Source organism: Pseudoalteromonas sp. US3C1004 (genome assembly GCF_048401065.1).
GTDB classification, from domain to species: domain Bacteria; phylum Pseudomonadota; class Gammaproteobacteria; order Enterobacterales; family Alteromonadaceae; genus Pseudoalteromonas; species Pseudoalteromonas undina.
In genome coordinates, this window is sequence record NZ_CP183073.1 from 2401798 (window position 1) to 2419532 (window position 17735).

General features: G+C 39.5%; 10 protein-coding genes. 5 read left to right on the top strand and 5 right to left on the bottom strand.

Annotated elements, in window-relative coordinates; genetic code table 11:
* The first annotated feature begins 39 nt into the window (after window positions 1-39).
* The 3 genes from ACNSN3_RS11265 (at window position 40) to ACNSN3_RS11275 (ending at window position 5066) form a co-directional block, all read left to right on the top strand.
* On the top strand, window positions 40-3297 hold the full coding sequence (locus ACNSN3_RS11265) for a winged helix-turn-helix domain-containing protein (RefSeq protein ID WP_418607387.1): 3258 nt from the start codon (window positions 40-42) through the stop codon (window positions 3295-3297).
* 54 nt (window positions 3298-3351) lie between these two features.
* Window positions 3352-3729, top strand: coding sequence for a DP-EP family protein (locus ACNSN3_RS11270; RefSeq protein ID WP_010387773.1), 378 nt, complete (start codon window positions 3352-3354; stop codon window positions 3727-3729).
* Window positions 3730-4070: 341 nt separating this feature from the next.
* On the top strand, window positions 4071-5066 hold the full coding sequence (locus ACNSN3_RS11275; RefSeq protein WP_010387771.1) for a GGDEF domain-containing protein: 996 nt from the start codon (window positions 4071-4073) through the stop codon (window positions 5064-5066).
* Between the two features lie 355 nt (window positions 5067-5421).
* Here the strand turns inward: ACNSN3_RS11275 and ACNSN3_RS11280 are convergent, their stop codons facing one another.
* Together ACNSN3_RS11280 and ACNSN3_RS11285 are read right to left on the bottom strand one after the other, a co-directional pair.
* Window positions 5422-6774 carry a magnesium transporter gene (locus tag ACNSN3_RS11280; RefSeq protein ID WP_010387769.1) on the bottom strand — a complete coding sequence of 451 codons (1353 nt, stop codon included), beginning with the start codon at window positions 6772-6774 and terminating at the stop codon, window positions 5422-5424.
* Window positions 6775-6993: 219 nt separating this feature from the next.
* Window positions 6994-8661, bottom strand: a complete 1668-nt coding sequence (locus ACNSN3_RS11285) for a methyl-accepting chemotaxis protein (RefSeq protein ID WP_075169718.1) — start codon at window positions 8659-8661, stop codon at window positions 6994-6996.
* A 406-nt stretch (window positions 8662-9067) separates the two neighbouring features.
* Between ACNSN3_RS11285 and purU the strand changes: the two genes are divergently transcribed.
* Together purU and ACNSN3_RS11295 are read left to right on the top strand one after the other, a co-directional pair.
* Entirely contained in the window at window positions 9068-9898 is an 831-nt protein-coding gene (gene purU / locus ACNSN3_RS11290; RefSeq protein WP_054201777.1) for a formyltetrahydrofolate deformylase, read from the top strand.
* A 456-nt stretch (window positions 9899-10354) separates the two neighbouring features.
* Window positions 10355-12241, top strand: a complete 1887-nt coding sequence (locus ACNSN3_RS11295; RefSeq protein ID WP_418607391.1) for a hypothetical protein — start codon at window positions 10355-10357, stop codon at window positions 12239-12241.
* A gap of 536 nt (window positions 12242-12777) precedes the next feature.
* Here ACNSN3_RS11295 and ACNSN3_RS11300 read toward each other — a convergent pair.
* The 3 genes from ACNSN3_RS11300 to acs all read right to left on the bottom strand — a co-directional run bounded on the left by ACNSN3_RS11300 (window position 12778) and on the right by acs (window position 17227).
* Window positions 12778-14385: an AbgT family transporter gene (locus ACNSN3_RS11300; RefSeq protein ID WP_418607393.1), complete on the bottom strand. Its 1608-nt coding sequence runs from the start codon at window positions 14383-14385 to the stop codon at window positions 12778-12780.
* 158 nt (window positions 14386-14543) lie between these two features.
* Complete coding sequence (locus ACNSN3_RS11305) at window positions 14544-15194, bottom strand: response regulator transcription factor (protein ID WP_008111545.1); 651 nt, start codon at window positions 15192-15194, stop codon at window positions 14544-14546.
* A gap of 92 nt (window positions 15195-15286) precedes the next feature.
* Window positions 15287-17227: an acetate--CoA ligase gene (gene acs / locus ACNSN3_RS11310; protein WP_010387762.1), complete on the bottom strand. Its 1941-nt coding sequence runs from the start codon at window positions 17225-17227 to the stop codon at window positions 15287-15289.
* Window positions 17228-17735: the final 508 nt, after the last annotated feature.

Below are 17735 nucleotides of genomic sequence, written 5' to 3' on the forward strand. Positions count from 1 at the left end.
AAAGCTAAATGCACTTATAACTATAAAAATGAGCCAATTATGCATCAACCGCCCTTTTATTTAGGTGAATGGCAAATAACTCCTGCCAGTAACACCATTCAACGCGCTGAAGAACAAAAACAGCTAGAACCCAAAGCTATGGATGTGTTGCTGTACTTGTGTCAAAACCAAGCAGAGATTGTGAGTAGCGACGCGTTATTAACTCACTGCTGGGCAAACACAGAAACCGGCGATAACCCTCTGCATAAAACTATCACTCAGTTACGAAAAGCTCTGGGTGATAAGGCAAGCGCCCCGCAATACATAGAAACCATACGTAAACGTGGTTATAGGGTTATTGCATCGGTTGAGTTTCCATTAGCTGATGACCTCCCCAACCAAGTTAACACATGGCAAGGCGGCTCCCCTTTTTTAGGTTTGAGTGCATATAACCCAACCGATACCCACTTATTTTTTGGTCGTAATCATGCCATCAGCACGTTATTAGAGAGCGTATCAAACCAAGTAACATTACAGCGCGCATTTTGTTTAATCCTTGGCCCTAGTGGCACGGGTAAATCATCATTAGTTAATGCGGGTATATTGCCAAAACTACTCGACGAGCGAGGCTATAACGGCATTAGAGTAATGTCGTACACCCAACTCGACTTTGCAGATGTAGCTCAAAATAGGCTGTATTTAGATCTCGCCTCGGCCATGCTCGATTGGGATATTAACGACATTCCAGTATTTACAGGGTTAAGCGCACAAACGCTGGCACAGCAACTAGAACATGACATAGATAATGCAATTAGCGGCTTAAAAAATACAATTGCAAATACCCAAACAGCAGCAAAAACGCCGCAATTGTTTTTGTTTATAGACCGCTTAGAAGTGCTACTTTCCTCACCGCTATTTAGTAACGACACCCGAAGTCATTTTTTATCTGTTATTGAGCGTTTAGCGACCTCTAAAGCGGTGATTGTATTTAGTGCCTGTCGTAACGATTTTTACCCTTTAGTGGTTGAGCAACCAAGCCTTATGGTGGGCAAAGCTCATGGCGCGCATTACGATTTAACCCCGCCAAATCGCCATGAGCTACAACAAATTATTCGCTTGCCAGCGTTAACCGCTAATTTAACGTTTTCACAAGACCCACACACTAAAACCCCGCTGGATGAAATACTTTGCGCCGATACCGCCAATAATCCAGATGCACTGCCCATGCTACAATACACACTGCAAGAGCTGTATTTACAGCGCAGTGATACTAATGAGTTGTTACACAGTGTGTATGAAAAACTCGGCGGTATTGAGGGTGCCATTGGTAAAAAAGCCGAAGAGGTATTTATAGGGCTTTCTAAAGCGCAACAACAGCAACTAAAAAGCGTGTTATCGCAATTAGTCACGCTAAACCCAGATGGTAAAACCATTACGAGCCGCGCAGCCCGCTTGCAAGCGTTAACCAACACCAGCCAAAAAGAGCTGGTTCAAGCCATGGTCGATAGCCGCTTATTTGTATCGCATTTACAAAACCAAGAAGCTTACTTTAGCCTTGCTCACGAGGCATTATTACGCCAATGGCCACGTGCCAAAAAGTGGATTAATGACCATAAAGATGCCCTTGCTATAAAAAGCCGCTTACACCACCACACGCAACAATGGCTTAGTGAGCACAAAAGTAACGCCTACCTGTTAGCGCCGGGTAAACCATTGCAAGAGGCCGTTACCTTATTAAACGACAACATATTTAAACTAGATGATGACGAACGCGCGCTTATAACCAGCTCTCTTAAACACAGTAAAACAAAAACAACCATAAAACGCGGCACCGTCGCTCTGCTTTGTTTACTTACCTGTGTTGCCCTATTTATGAGTGTTACCAGCTTTCAAGCGCAGCAACTTGCACAGAAAAAGCGCCAAGAGGCCGAAAGCTTACTAGGGTTTATGGTTGGTGATTTTGCCGATAAATTACGCAGCGTAAAGCGTATGGACTTACTTGATGGCATTAGTAATAAAGCACTTGAGTATTTTACTAATCAAGTCGAGGAACCAAGCTCGCTATTTAACTTTAGCAGTCAACAAGGAGAATTTAAAAGTCGCTTTCAGTACGCACAAACCCTTGAGGCCATGGGTGAAGTCGCCTATTCACGGGGTAAAACCGATGAAGCCTTTACCGCCTTTGAAAACGCCCGCATTCGCCTTGAAGCATTATTAAAAATTCAGCCAAACAACTTAGAGCTTCTCACACTCGCCGGTGCTAATGCCTTTTGGCTCGGTCAGCTTCATTATGATAAAAGTAATTACGCTGCTACTGAGCCATTATTTAAAAAATATCATGCCTACAGCGAGAAAATGTATTCATTAGCACCGAATGATTTTAACTCGATTATGGAGCTATCGTATTCGCATAATTCGCTGGGCTCTTTGTATTTAAAGCAATTTAACTACACTGCCGCGAAACAACGCTTTACAAAGTCGCTCGCCCTTAAAAATGAAGCGCTTAATTTAATTCCAAACGATAAAAACTTATTAATTGATAGAGCTGATACTCTTAGCTGGATTGCTAGCACAGAAGTACACTTAGGTAACTACAGAAATGCGCTAAATTCTTATGAACAAGCAGAAAAAGTTTTAAATACTTTAACCTCATTATATCCTAATGATGCAAACTTATTAGAGATGCTGGCCTATACGCACTCCCATCAAGCCAATCTACTAAGTTACCTGCCAGATAAACAGCCAGCTTTTTTGCATACAATAAAAGCATTAGAGGCTGAAAAAAAAGCATTAAAACAGGATCCAAAAAATAAGAAATTCCAAGAAAAATATTTTCAGTTTTTAACTAACCAAACCTTAATTTACGCTGAGCTCGCTAATATTTCTTTAATTGAAAGCATTATAAACTTCTTACATACATCAGAGAAAAATCGTAATATCACGGGTATCTATGTCAATTTGATTCGCTACTTTGTCAAAGTCAAACAATCGACCTTGGCAGAGAAATTCATGGATGAGTTAAACAGATATACAACTTCACTAGGAATTGAAGAAAACTCAGGCATTAATAATAGCATTCATATAGCCAGCATATATTTGGCGCAAGCAAAATTAGCAGCATCTAAAGAGAATAATGAGAAGCGAAAATTATTTTGCCACAAGGCTCTAAAATCAATCTTAAATATAGCTAAAAAAACAAATGATATTGATATTCTTTTTCCCCTATTACAGGCATATAGTTGCTTAGATCGCTTGTCTGAAGCTCCCGAAAAAATAAAGATACTTAAAGAATTTGGTATCAATAATTTCGACTTATAAACTAAAAATATATTCAGTAGTATCCTACTACTTATTAAAAAAGAGATGTAAACAATGACTACAGTAGATAACAATCAACTTATAAAATTTAGTGTTAACGTAACAATTAATGAGAACGACGAGGCTGTATTCAAATACACAGAAAATGGTCATGAGGTATCAGGTGGTGGAGAGGTAACAGTTCCAAACACTCATGGTGTCTATACTTTAGATGAAGAAACGCTTAAGCGTGGTTTTTATTTTGTTGGCGCAGAGCTGAGTGGGCCAATAGTAGAAGATTTTAGTTTTAAAATAATCAACGGTGGTCAATCTATAGTGGTTGTTGATTCAAATAAAAATGCAGGTGATTTATGCTTGCAGTTTATTGTTGCAATCCCAACAATCCAAAAATACATTAGCGCAGATCCACAAGTTAGAAATGAACCTCGTTAATATTTAGAACTCAAAACGCTCATTTAGCTGTGAACTAAATGAGCGTCTTTTATTTAGAAAGTTCAAACATACATAACTTTAAAAGTTGTTCATATTATTACTAATTAGTTTTAAATGTTGTATAACCAACAACAAATTTAAATGAATATTTTAATTAACAATAAATTTTAACACACTAACTGCTATTTAAACCGCAAATAAAACCAAACCACAAACACAAACACAAAAAAGACATTAAAAATCAAACAATTAAATTCAGAAGATTACCGAAAGGTTTAATTGCACTTTTTTAAGTAAATTTGTAGACATCAAAAACGTCTGTACCATGCTAAGGCTAAAACGTGTCGAAACAAATTAACAATAAAAAGACTGCAGCAACTGATAACGATAAAGCATTGCTCTTCGATAGCGCTTTATCATCCTCTTTTTCTCATACTCAATTTGATGCATTAATTGAATTATTTAATGGCACCGCCGAAGGTATTTTTGTACTGAATGAACAGGGTGGTTTTGAATTTGCCAACCCAAAAGCTGCTCAATTACTTGGTTACTCTCAACAGTCGCTGATAGGCGAAAATTTACTGTCGTTTTTACACGGTTCAGACCTTGATAAATATAAACAGACCTTATTAAATTGGATTGGTATTAAGGACACCCCTCTTAGCATTGGCCCAAATGAAGTTGCTATAAACAAAGCCAATGGCGATGTGATTGAAGCTGACTTATCAATATCAAGTATGCCAAAAAGTATCACATCGGCACAAAAGTTGTACGTATGTATACTTCACGATCTTAGTACTCATAAAGCCATGTATAACCGTTTAAAAATACAGGCCTCAACCGATCATTTAACTGGGCTTGCTAACCGTTTAGCTTTAGATGAGTCGTTAAAAAAATACTGGCAAGAGAGTATTCAAAGCCAACAACCTTTAACCAGTATATTAATTGATGTTGACCACTTTAAAAAATTCAACGATACCTACGGGCATATTAAAGGCGATAAATGCTTACAGAAAATAGCAAAAATGCTATTACAGTGCATTCCATCTAGAGAGTGTTTAGCTGCTAGGTATGGCGGTGAAGAGTTTGCAATTATTTTACCCCGTTGCGATATAAAAACCGCCACCGTTGTGGCCAACCATATACAACAACAAATTGCACAAATGAGCTTTACCGACTTAGGTTTGCCGCCAGAGGTTAAAATTACGGTAAGCCAAGGAATTGCCTGTGAAAATAATAACCAGTACCGCACCTACGAGGCGCTGTTATATGCCGCAGACACGGCTTTATACCGGGCAAAAACGGAAGGCAGAAATAAAATAAGTACGATTGTTTAAAGTTTAAATTAAAGGCCTTTTCATGACGCTACATCTATCCTAAACGCCACTTCATGGAGGTGGCGTTTAGTTAAATAACAGCTGATTAAACTAGGGTCTGTTGACCTTTACGGATTAAGATTCGTTCAAACTAGGGGCTATTTAATCGCGGCGCGAGGTTTGTAACCTAGTGGGCTAAGTAAAAACCGAGCAACAAAGAGTAAATCGCCCTTAGGCAGAACCCTTCGGGCAGCGCCTGTTTGGCATTGATGCTGCGTTATCGCCTATTTATGGGGAATACCACACCACATAGGCTCTGCCTTGCCTAAATACCAAACAGACTGCTGCAAATTTAACCTTGAAAGATCAACAGACCCTAAAGTAACAATAAACTACCTAACCCTAAAAAGGTTACAAAGCCGACAATATCAGTTACTGTGGTTAAAATAACTGAGCCTGATAATGCTGGATCAATTTTCATTTTATCTAAAATAGACGGGATCACTACGCCCGCCAACGATGCAGCCACTAAATTCAGCAGTATTGCCACGGTAATGGTTATACTAAGCATAATATCGTTAAACCATAGATACGTTAGCAAACCAATCACTAAAGCCCATACCAAGCCATTTACCGCCCCTACACGCAGCTCTTTTTTGAGTAGAGCGTTACGGTTTGAGTCGGTAACCTGACCAAGCGCAAGACCGCGCACTATAACTGTTAAGGTTTGACTACCCGCTATTCCGCCCATTGACGCCACTACAGGCATTAATACCGCAAGTGCCACCACTTGTTCTATGGTGGCGCCAAATAAGCCTATAAACCACGAAGCTAAAAATGCTGTTGCTAAGTTTATACCTAACCAAATACCACGGTTTTTAGCACTTTTACGAACACTGGCAAATAAATCTTCGTCTTCACGTAAACCACCGGCTTTTGCTGCTGCTTCGTCAGCAATTTCTTGACGTAACTCGTAAGCCGATGCAATGGTTAAACGCCCTATTAGTTTGTTATCGGCATTAACCACGGGCATGGCCATTTGCTCGCTGTGAATAACCACTTCTGCGGCTTCATATAAATCATGGTCTGCGTGCAATGAGGTAAAGTCATGATTAGCAAGAGTCATTAAGCTCTCGTTATCATTTGCTTTTATTAGGTCATTAACTGCCACTTCGCCGATTAAGCTACCTTTACGGCTCACTAAATAAATCACTTCGCTGTACTGCGGTAACCCTTTGTGTAGCAGCTTTTTAGCGCCACCCGCAGTGAGCTTGTCAGACACCTTTAAAAAGTCAAAGCCAATCCAGTGACCTAACTGCTCAGGTGTATATTGTTGCGCCAGTTCGTATTGTTTGGTTTGTGCTTCATCTAGCTGCTTTTTTGCATAATCAATAAAACGTTGTGGAATAACTTCTTCTAACTCAAGCAGCTCTTCAACGTTAACTTCGTCTAATAATTTAAAACCGTCGCTGTCATCTAAAGTCTGCAATAACCACAAACAGCTATCTTCACTTAAATTAACGAAAATTTCGTGTTGCGTGTCTTCATCTAATAAATGCCAAATTTCAAGGCGTTGCTCTTTAGGAATAGCTTCAAACAACAAAGATAAGTGTTCGGTTGATAAGGTTTGTTGAGCATCTATAAGTAATTTATTTTTGCGCTCTGTGGTATCACACTGCAATAAGTCGTTTATGAGTTGTGGTAACTGATCAACCGGATACTCTATCATTTCAAAACCCTAAAATAGTCTTTCACTATAAATTTACTGTAATAAGTAAGCACTTATTAATAAGAATAGCTAATAGTGTACATTAGAGACGAATAAAAATATTAAAAAATCTCTGTGTCGTTAGATATTTATAGCTGCTATCACCCACTCAGCGCCAACCAATAAAAAAGCCGTAACAAATAATGTTACGGCTTAGTGTAGTTAGCATTTTAAATCGCGCTATATTTTAAATTGTCCTACTAGGTCACCCAAGTTTTCACCTCGCCCTGCTAGGTGCTGACTTACTGAAGAGGTGGTTTTACTCGACTGTGTTAACTCATTAACGATTTCTTGAATCGCATACACGTTACGGTTAATTTCTTCTGTTACACTGCTTTGCTCTGTTGCTGCTGTGGCAATTTGCGTACTCATATCATTAATGGTGGTCACGGACGTGGTTACCGCACCTAAGCTTTCTGATATAGCGCGTGAAGACTCAACTGAACGATTACAGCTTTGTTGACTCGCATGCATAGCATCAACAGCTGCCGTTACTAAATTATGTAACTCACTTAGCATTTCGTTAATTTCTAATGTGCTGTCTTGTGTTCTGCTCGCTAAGCTTCTAACTTCATCAGCCACCACCGCAAACCCCCGACCTTGCTCACCTGCGCGTGCCGCTTCAATTGCCGCATTTAATGCCAATAAGTTTGTTTGTTCAGCAATGCCACCAATTACACTCAATACGCTATTAATTTTTTTAGATTGCTCACTTAACGAGTTAACCTGCTCTGCTGCTTGATTAATTTCGCCCATTAAGTTTGATACTTCGCTCAGTGAAACATCCACACAATCTTGCGCGTTAGCCACTTCTTTTGTTGCCGCCTGAGTTGATACCGCAACTTGTGTGGTATTTTGCGCAACTTCATGCGAGGTTGCTGACATTTCGGTAATCGCCGTTGCCACTAAATCGGTTTCATGGTTATGCTTTAATAACTTGTCTTCTATGAGTAATGTTTGCGTATTAATATCTGAAGAAGCTGTTTTAACGTCACTTGTTACATCAACCACACCGGCAATAATACTGTGTAGCTTGCTCACAAATACATTGAAAGATTCACCTAACTGACCAATTTCATCATGAGTATCTATTTCTAAGCGTCGGGTTAAATCCCCCTCCCCTTTGGCAATATCATCTAAGCTTTGCACCATACGTTTAATCGGTTTTAGCATATTATTAGAAGCATACAACGCACCGGCTGCTGCTAAACCAAGAAGCAGAAGTGATATTAAAACCAAAGTGGTCATTTTTTCACTTAAATGGCGTTCCATAGTTGCTTGATACTTTACCAACTCAGCTTCAATATCATCCATATATGTGCCAGTGCCTATCATCCAATTAGTACCTGGGATCATGGCTGCATAGCCAATCTTTTCGACTAAGCCTGTGGTATTGGGCTTTTGAAAATGATAGGTAAACGAGCCACCGCCCTTACGAGCTTGTTCAAGTAGGCCAACCACTATTTTTTTACCGTTTGGGTCGGTCATCCCTATTTTATTTTGACCTTCTATTGCATCACCCAGTAATGCATGAAAAACACTGATACCATCGGTATCATAAATAAAGTAGTAACCATCTTCGCCAAAGGTTAAATCTCGCAACGCATTTTTAGCGTCTTGTTCATTTCCTTGTGCTAATTGGTATTGCACTACTTTAGAGCCGATTTCTATTTCTGTTCTTAGCAAGGTTTGTTTATCAGCAATTAATTTAGTTTTGAACTCATTAAAGTTTTGCTGTTGATTCTGCTTCTCTAAATAATAAGAGCCCGCCATAAAACTGATTAGTAATACTATCAATGGTAAAACAGCCAACAGTAGCAACTTGTTTTTTAAGCTTAAATTACCCATTATTTCTCCAATTAACATTATAAGCCATTAAGCTTTTTATTTTTCAGCCGCTTAGCAGCTAAGTTTCCATTGTTTATATTACTTACAATAGCGCCACACTTGTATACAAATTAAGCACAAACAGAGTTAATTCGCAATTTAATATACTCGTATGCTAGTAAAGCACACTAAAAACAACTTTTTAACTAGACAATAGTATAAATATAGTAATAAACAACTGATTTAGTTCCTTGTTTTAAATCCTTACTAGAACACAATTTGTTAAACTTACTTAAAGCTAAATTAACCTTACTAACGCTACCTTAGCGTAAATTAAAATTAAACATTGGCTATCACACAAAGGTCTTGCTTTCTAAATTAAAACACAAATAATGAAGCAACTAACCACTGGGTAAGAATGAGGAAAATGAGTTATATACTAACCACCCAATGCGCAGACGATATAGGCTTAATCGCCAAAATTACCGGACTGTGTAATCAGCATAATTTAAATATTATTCGTAATAACGAATTTGTTGATAAAGATGCACAACGCTTTTTTATGCGCACAGAGCTTACGGGCGAACCACATGCTGAGTTTTTGTCACAACTGCGCGACGTATTACCAGCTGGCGCAAAAGTGGCACTACACGGTGAAGAAAAAACCAAAGTGGTACTATTAGCCACAAAAGAAGCTCATTGCTTAGGCGGCATGTTACTTAAGCAATTTGAACAAGCACTAAACATAGAGATACTCGCCGTTATCGCTAACTACCCTACTCTAGAGCCTCTAGTGAAAGGGTTTAATATTCCTTTTCATGTAGTTTCTCATGAAGGACTTACGCGCAGTGAGCACGACGAAAAAGTCGGTGACTTAATTGCCAGCTATAACCCTGACATTATTGGCTTAGCTAAATACATGCGTATTTTAAGCCCTGAATTTGTGGGTCGTTTTGAGGGTAAAATAATTAATATTCATCACTCATTTTTACCTGCTTTTATTGGTGCAAAACCATATCACCAGGCATTTGAACGTGGTGTGAAAATTATTGGTGCCACGGCTCACTTTGTTAATAATGAGCTAGACGAAGGCCCTATTATTTTACAAGACGTGTCGAGTGTGACCCATGCGAATACAGCTGAGATGATGGCTAAAATGGGTAAAGATGTAGAGAAAACGGTGTTTTGTAAAGCACTGCAACTAGCATCAGAGCATAAGCTGTTTATTAATGGCAATAAAACCGTCGTATTTTCATAATTAGCTTTATATAGCTATTAAAAATGCCAGCTAATAAGCTGGCATTTGTTTATTCAATATAACTAAACCTAAACACTGGTTAAGAGACCTTAATAAAACAAAGTAAATTTACGTATCAGCTGTTTTCTATTAGAACCGAAAATAGCGACTTTTGTTAGACTTATATCATTATTTTTCTCGGCCTTTACTATCAACCTTCACGGCCAAAATATGCAATTTCCCTCTTGGTCAAACCATTCACTTTATGGATTAGCTGAAATATCAGGTTATTTACTACACTCCCTTTTAAGCAATAACAACCTTTAAAAGATTTAACTTATCATATTCAAGTAACCTTAAGCTGAACAATATTATTGATATATAATCAGAAATTAAGCAATAATGTCTTAATGCATGCGTTATTGTAGCTATGCTGATATTCCCTTTTTAGGATGTACTATTTATAAGGAGCATTTGATGGCTTTTGATTACGGATCAATCGATCTTGGACTAAAAAACCCTTTCAAACTGGAAGGTAAAGTAAAAGCAATAAGAGGGCTTATTGAATCTGTTGTTGGCATCAGCTTGCTTGTTATCGCGTCTAGCTCTGTAAAGGAAGATGCAACAGCAGGTTGGATCTTAATGATATTTGGCATGTTAATACTCGCCCTAGGCATTCGGACTTTATCGGGTGGTATTTATGCAACGCTTAAGTACTTCGTAGGTAGAAACCACCCAACATCGTTGGCGTTTAATTTTAGTAAGTCACAAACCTCAACTGCACAAGAAGAAAAAAACGAAGTAGCCTACACTGCGCAAACATTAGAAGAAATGCTTGTTGGTCGCAAAAACAGTACTTTTAAAGAACCGAATGGCTTTTTATCGCGTTTGCTACATAGTTTAGTACCAAAACTATTATTTTTACCCTACCCAATACGTAATGTTGCCCAACGTTTATTTGGCTCATGGATAAGCACACTGGTTGCTCTTATCGCTTATGCATTGGTCGCCTTTGTGTCACTGTCTGGTTTTACCGGTGAAGCTGGCGAACTAGCTTTTCCAATATATAGTGCCATATTAATGTTTTATGTGCTGTTTTCTTGGCGCTCTTCTGGCAAACCTATTTCACGTAATGCAGAGAGAAATATTGAAGCCTTAGGTACTGGTGCTCTTGCTAAAATCATTTCTTTATCCTTTATATTGCCCATTGCTATAGGCCTGTCTATGTCGTGGATAATGCAAGAACAGCGCATAAGCAAACAACAAATAGACAATTGGCTTGAGCAATTACCCAACCTTAACGCGGGCATCTATTTAACTGCCATTATTATTTTAGCTGCACTTAGTTGTGCACTTGTTTTTGTGATGATTAAAGCGCGTTTAAATGAAGTGACACCAAGCGCTGAAGTATCAGAACTACGAGAAAACTGGCAAGAGTCTGTTCATCCAGATGAGATTTTTATAAATCTTGATAACTTAGTAATGGCTAATCGCCGTTATAAAGAAGTACCTAATAGGGTTTATCGTGAGCTAGATCCTAAACTACAAGAGCAAATTGAAGGAAAAGGCGGGTTTAAAGGCGAAATGATTCAAGAGATTCAGCCTAAACTACACACAATGGATTTAGGTAAGCACTTTAACCTTTCTCGTTTAGTTGCGTTAATTAGTGGTAACTTACTCTACATTGTAGCGCTTACCTTTACTGTGTTGCTTGCTTACTCTTTTATTAATATTTACCACTATATTGACGCTGCTAATATAAATAGTATTGAACAAGCCTTTAATAATAAAAATATTATTGAGTTTAGCGAGCTGTTAATGGCAAGTGTTCATTTATTACTTATCGGCATATTAGTTAAAGCATTTGCTCAACTTCTGAGCAATAGTGCCCATTTATTTTTTGCTGAAATGCAATTTGAATCTTTACTCGTGTACTTCAAGTGCGAGGGCACATTTACTGAGTCAAAAATATCAACGGGTACCGGTATTCATGATAGCACACGCTCGGAAAATACCTTGGTACGTAGCAGCATAACGCCTTGGGTGATTGTTTCGCGCATTGTTTCTACAACCTTTGCAGCTACAGGCATGAAAAACCTCGAGCATCCTCGACATATTATGGAAATGCATAAAGATGAAGGTCAATTACAAGCAATCAAAAAAGATGTAATTGCCTTTTTGAAAGATCGAGAATCAATTGCCTCTATCACTAGCGAACGCGATTTAGGCAATGCATCTCAACTGCACCAGTTAAACCAGCAAACACGAGCTATGCCTATGCAGCCAGCTTTAACCAAAGATGATGAGGAAGCCGCTGGTTTTTTACGTCAGGAAGACGATTTAGCGTCTGAGCCAAAAAACTAGCTTATCTATATATGCCACCTTATTACTAGGTGGCATCTTTCCAAACTAAAACCCCCCTCTCTACACTTTGATATAAATGTGATTCCCCCCCTGCAAGCGCAGTAAAGACAGGGAGGGAAATGAGGAAAATAAGTAATACACTAACCAACTAATACGCAAACGATATTAGGCTTAGCCAAAATTACCAAACTCTGTAATCAGCATAATTTAGATATTATTAGGCCTTGTTGATAAAGATGCACAACGCTTTTTATGAGAGCAGAACTCACAGGCTAATCCCGCAGCGATTTTTTATTATAACTTTGCGAAGGATTGCAAAAGTGGTACTGCACGGCAAAGAAAAAACCAAAGTTGTATTATTAGCTCCAAAAGAAGCCTCTGTTTAGGCGGCATGTTATTAAACCAACTTGGTAATACTCTAGCTGTTTATTAATGGCAATAAAACCGTCGTATTTTCATAATTAGCTTTATATAGCTATTAAAAATGCCAGCTAATAAGCTGGCATTTTTATAAGTAAATAATAAACCTTACTTAACTAGGGTGTGTAATACGTTGGTGCCCCAGGGCCTACTGGCATACCTAAAACAAATACCCATAAGTAAAACAGTACCACCCAGCCAACAAAGAAGATTAAGCTGTATGGCAACATAGTGGCTACCAAAGTACCTATTCCCATGTCTTTTTTGTATTTAGTGGCAACCGCAAGAATTAAACCAAAGTAACTCATCATCGGGGTAATTAAGTTAGTTACTGAATCACCAATACGATAAGCCGCCTGAATTGTCTCGGGTGCATAACCTATAAGCATTAGCATAGGAACAAAGATAGGTGCTGTTACTGCCCATTGCGCTGACGATGAGCCTAAAGTTAAGTTCACTAAAGCACACATCAAAATAAACAGTACAAATACTTCCGGCCCAGTTAAGCTAAGAGCTTGTAGTAACGCGGCACCGTTAATCGCTAAAATGGTGCCTAAGTTAGTCCATTTAAAAAATGCCACAAACTGCGCAGCAAAAAACACCAATACAATGTACATGCCCATAGAGCTCATACTCTTGCTCATAGCATTGATCACGTCTTTATCATTTTTCATGGTGCCAACCACGCGACCATACACAAAACCCGGAATACCAAAAGTAACAAAAATAAAAACTACAATCCCTTTTAAAAACGGCGAGTGAGCAACTAGACCTGTTTCAGGGTTACGTAAAATACCGTCTGCTGGAACAATCGTCCAAGCGAGTAACAACGAAACAACAAGTAATGAAATACCAGCCCATTTTAAACCTGATTTTTCTTTGGCAGTTAAACCGGCAATATTATTTTGAGCTAAATCTTCACTGGCTTCATCTGGGTTATATTTACCTAAACGTGGCTCAACAATTTTCTCTGTAACAAGCGTACCTAAAACAGCAATTAGCAATACTGAAATCATCATAAAATACCAGTTTGCTTCAGCGCCTACTTGGTAAGTTGGGTCAATCATTTGTGCTGCAGGCGTTGTAATACCCGCTAATAACGGATCGATAGTACCCAGTAATAAGTTAGCGCTATAGCCACCCGATACACCAGCAAACGCTGCAGCAAGGCCTGCAAGCGGATGACGACCTAAACTATGAAATATCATTGCCGCTAGGGGGATCAATACGACATAACCCAGCTCAGATGCTGTGTTTGATAAAATAGCAGCGAATACCACCATAAAAGTTACTAAGCGTTTAGATGCGCCCATAACCATGCCACGCATTGCCGCAGACAATAACCCTGAATGCTCGGCAACACTTACACCTAATAATGCCACTAATACCGTGCCTAATGGGGCAAAGCTGGTAAAGTTAGTAACCAAGCCCGTTACAATACGCTGTAAGCCCTCGGCACTGAGTAAGCTAACGACTTCAATTACACCATCAGGATCGCGCCCAGCAGAGCCCTCAGGGCGTGGATCGATAGCACTAAGTCCAAACCAATCAGCAACGCCACTAAATAAAATAATGGCAATACAAAACAGCGCGAATAAGGTAATTGGATGGGGAAGCATATTCCCTAAAAATTCTACCGTGGCTAAAAATCGATTAAACCAACCGCCCTTTGCGGCCTGATTTTCATCTTGGGATGTGTGTGGTGAGTCCATTGAGTCTGACATACCATGCTCTCTTAATTACAAAATGCCCGTAACCTAGCATTATTTTCTGAGCAGGTCATGTAATAAAGATGAATGACTTGTTATGTCATGGTAATTAACTGATGGGTTTGTTGTGATGGGGTTACAAAAAAGAGGCTCTCGCCTCTTATTTCGTCTGCTTAAGCTTGCTCTATCGGTTCTAGTTGTAGTTTTGCAGCAATTAAAACAGCTTGAGTTCGATTATAAACACCGAGTTTTCTAAATATGGCAGTGATGTGAGCTTTGACTGTGGCTTCTGAAATGTGAAGTTCGTACGCAATTTGTTTATTCAGTAACCCTTCGTGCAAATATTGTAATACACGGTATTGCTGTGGAGTAAGTGATGCTACTTGTGCAGCAATTTCTCTATCTGCGCCTTCTATTTCAGCCACTTTACTTTTTAGTTCGGTTGGCAGCCAAGTATCGCCTTCGAGTATTTGGTTAATTGCGTTGGCAATATCGTCAGATGATGATGACTTAGGAATAAACCCCATTGCCCCATAACCCATAACTTTCGAAACAATATTTACATCTTCACTACCCGAAACCACCGCAATAGGTAAGCTTGGGTAATCTTCACGTATACGGATCAAGCCGTATAAGTCACCGTTACCTGGCATGTGTAAATCTAGTAGTAATATATCAAGATCTTCTTGTTCGCTTAACACCTGCAATGTGCTATCAAAATCCGCTGATTCAAATACTTCTAAACCTGCAAACTTTGCACTCAAAGCGCCCTTTAGTGCTTCACGAAATAACGGATGATCGTCCGCTATTAAAAACTGACTCATTGTTCACTCCCAAAAATTCGGCTGCTATCCAATAGACAACAGCCGATATACTACGTTTAGAATCAACTTCTAATCAAGCTTTTAACGCGAAATTAACGATTTAATCGATTTTCTACTAGCTCATCAACCACTGACGGATCCGCAAGTGTTGAAGTATCACCAAGCTGTTGGTGCTCATTTGCCGCGATTTTACGTAAAATACGACGCATAATTTTGCCAGAACGTGTTTTTGGTAAACCTGGAGACCACTGAATCATATCTGGTGATGCTATTGGGCTTAGCTCTTTACGTACCCAATTACGGATCTCTTTTGTTAGCTCATCACTCACCGTTACACCCTCGTTAGGAGTTATGTAAACGTAAATACCTTGGCCTTTAATATCATGCGGGTAGCCTACTACTGCCGCTTCAGCTACAGCTTCATGAGCAACTAACGCACTTTCAATTTCCGCAGTACCTAAACGGTGCCCAGACACATTAAGTACGTCATCAACGCGTCCTGTTATCCAATAATCACCGTCTTCATCACGACGACAACCGTCACCAGTAAAGTACACACCAGGATAAGCGCTAAAGTAGGTTTGTTCAAAGCGCTCATGGTCGCCATAAACGGTTCGTGCTTGTGAAGGCCAGCTATCTAAAATCACAAGGTTACCATCAACCGCACCTTCTAATGTATTACCTTCAGCATCAAATAATGCCGGTGCAATACCAAAGAATGGACGAGTTGCAGAGCCAGGTTTCATATCAGTTGCACCTGGTAATGGAGCAATCATGATGCCACCGGTTTCGGTTTGCCACCAAGTATCTACAATTGGGCAATTCGACTTACCAATTTTTTCATAGTACCAAGTCCACGCTTCTGGATTGATCGGCTCCCCCACAGAACCTAAAATGCGTAAGCTGTCACGATGTGAGCTTGCAATCGGCTCTTCGCCTTTAGCCATCAATGCACGAATGGCAGTAGGTGCTGTGTATAAAATTGTCACGTTATGTTTATCAACCACTTCGCCCATACGACCAGCAGTTGGGTAAGTTGGTACGCCTTCAAATACGACTTGTGTACACCCATTAACGAGCGGCCCATAAGCAATATAACTGTGACCTGTGATCCAGCCAACATCAGCACTACACCAAAAAATATCATCGTCTTTTAAATCAAAAATGTATTCGTGGGTCATAGATGAATACACTAAATAGCCACCAGTGGTGTGTACCACCCCCTTGGGCTGACCGGTAGAACCTGAGGTGTATAAAATAAACAGCGGGTCTTCAGCATTCATGTGTTCAGGTTCGCAATCTGGCGCTTGGTCTGCAACTAAGTCATGCCACCAAATATCATGGTCGTGCCAATCAACATCGCCTGAAGTTAGTTTATGTACCACTACATGCTCAACGGTGGTGACTGAATCTTGTAATACGGCTTCATCTACATTGGCTTTTAGCGGTACACAATTACCTGCACGTCGGCCTTCATCTGAGGTGATCACCACTTTAGCACCCGAATCATTAATACGATCCGCAATAGCTGACGGTGAAAAGCCACCGAATATAACTGAATGAATAGCACCTATGCGGGCACAAGCTTGCATTGCGTATATAGCTTGCGGGCTCATTGGCATATAAATGGCTACACGGTCACCTTTTTTAACACCTAATTTTTTTAAACCATTGGCAAACTTTGCCACTTCATCATGTAGCTGTTGGTAGGTGATATTTTCGCTTTGTGAAGGATCATCACCTTCCCAAATTAATGCTACTTTATCCGCTTTTGTTTTTAAGTGACGATCAATACAGTTATAAGAGGCATTCAGGTAGCCATCTTCATACCATTTAATATTGATGTGGCCTTTGTCAAATGAAGTGTTTTTTACTTTTGAATATGGAGTAAACCAGTCAAGACGCTTACCGTGCTCAGCCCAAAACCCTTCAGGGTCTTCGATAGACTGTTTATACATCGTATTATATTTTTCATTATCGACGAGCGCTGCGTTTTTTATCTGCGCAGGAACTGGATAGATACTTTGTGACATATTAGTCTCCAATTTATATTACTTGCCTTAGGCTTTCCATCAAGGATTACTCAGCAGTGCACTATTAAATATTAGACATTAGTTGTATCTGAGTTCAAATAACTAGGGTCTGTTGACCTTTCAAGATTAAATTTGCAGCAGTCTGTTTGGTATTTAGGCAAGGCAGAGCCTATGTGGTGTGGTTATTCCCCATAAATAGGCGATAACGCAGCATCAATGCCAAACAGGCGCTGCCCGATGGGTTCTGCCTAGGGGCGATTTACTCTTTGTTGCCTACATGGATGTAGGTAAGGGGCGTAAGCAGGACGCGGAAGCTTTGCTCGGTTTTTACTTAGCCCACTAGGTTACAAACCTCGCGCCGCGATTTAATCGCCCCTAGTTTGAACAAATTTTAATCCGCAAAGGTCAACAGACCCCAATATCTTATCTATAATCCTCTTGGCTACACCTTATTTACATAAAAAACATACTATTAAATAAAAGTATATGAGCCTTCAATAAGTATTAA

Coding starts and splice junctions, on each gene's coding strand:
- acs (WP_010387762.1), bottom strand. CDS start 17,227: ATGTCACAAAGTATCTATCCAGTTCCTGCGCAGATAAAAAACGCAGCG.
- ACNSN3_RS11285 (WP_075169718.1), bottom strand. CDS start 8,661: ATGGGTAATTTAAGCTTAAAAAACAAGTTGCTACTGTTGGCTGTTTTA.
- ACNSN3_RS11265 (WP_418607387.1), top strand. CDS start 40: ATGCATCAACCGCCCTTTTATTTAGGTGAATGGCAAATAACTCCTGCC.
- ACNSN3_RS11270 (WP_010387773.1), top strand. CDS start 3,352: ATGACTACAGTAGATAACAATCAACTTATAAAATTTAGTGTTAACGTA.
- ACNSN3_RS11305 (WP_008111545.1), bottom strand. CDS start 15,194: ATGAGTCAGTTTTTAATAGCGGACGATCATCCGTTATTTCGTGAAGCA.
- ACNSN3_RS11280 (WP_010387769.1), bottom strand. CDS start 6,774: ATGATAGAGTATCCGGTTGATCAGTTACCACAACTCATAAACGACTTA.
- ACNSN3_RS11300 (WP_418607393.1), bottom strand. CDS start 14,385: ATGTCAGACTCAATGGACTCACCACACACATCCCAAGATGAAAATCAG.
- purU (WP_054201777.1), top strand. CDS start 9,068: ATGAGTTATATACTAACCACCCAATGCGCAGACGATATAGGCTTAATC.
- ACNSN3_RS11295 (WP_418607391.1), top strand. CDS start 10,355: ATGGCTTTTGATTACGGATCAATCGATCTTGGACTAAAAAACCCTTTC.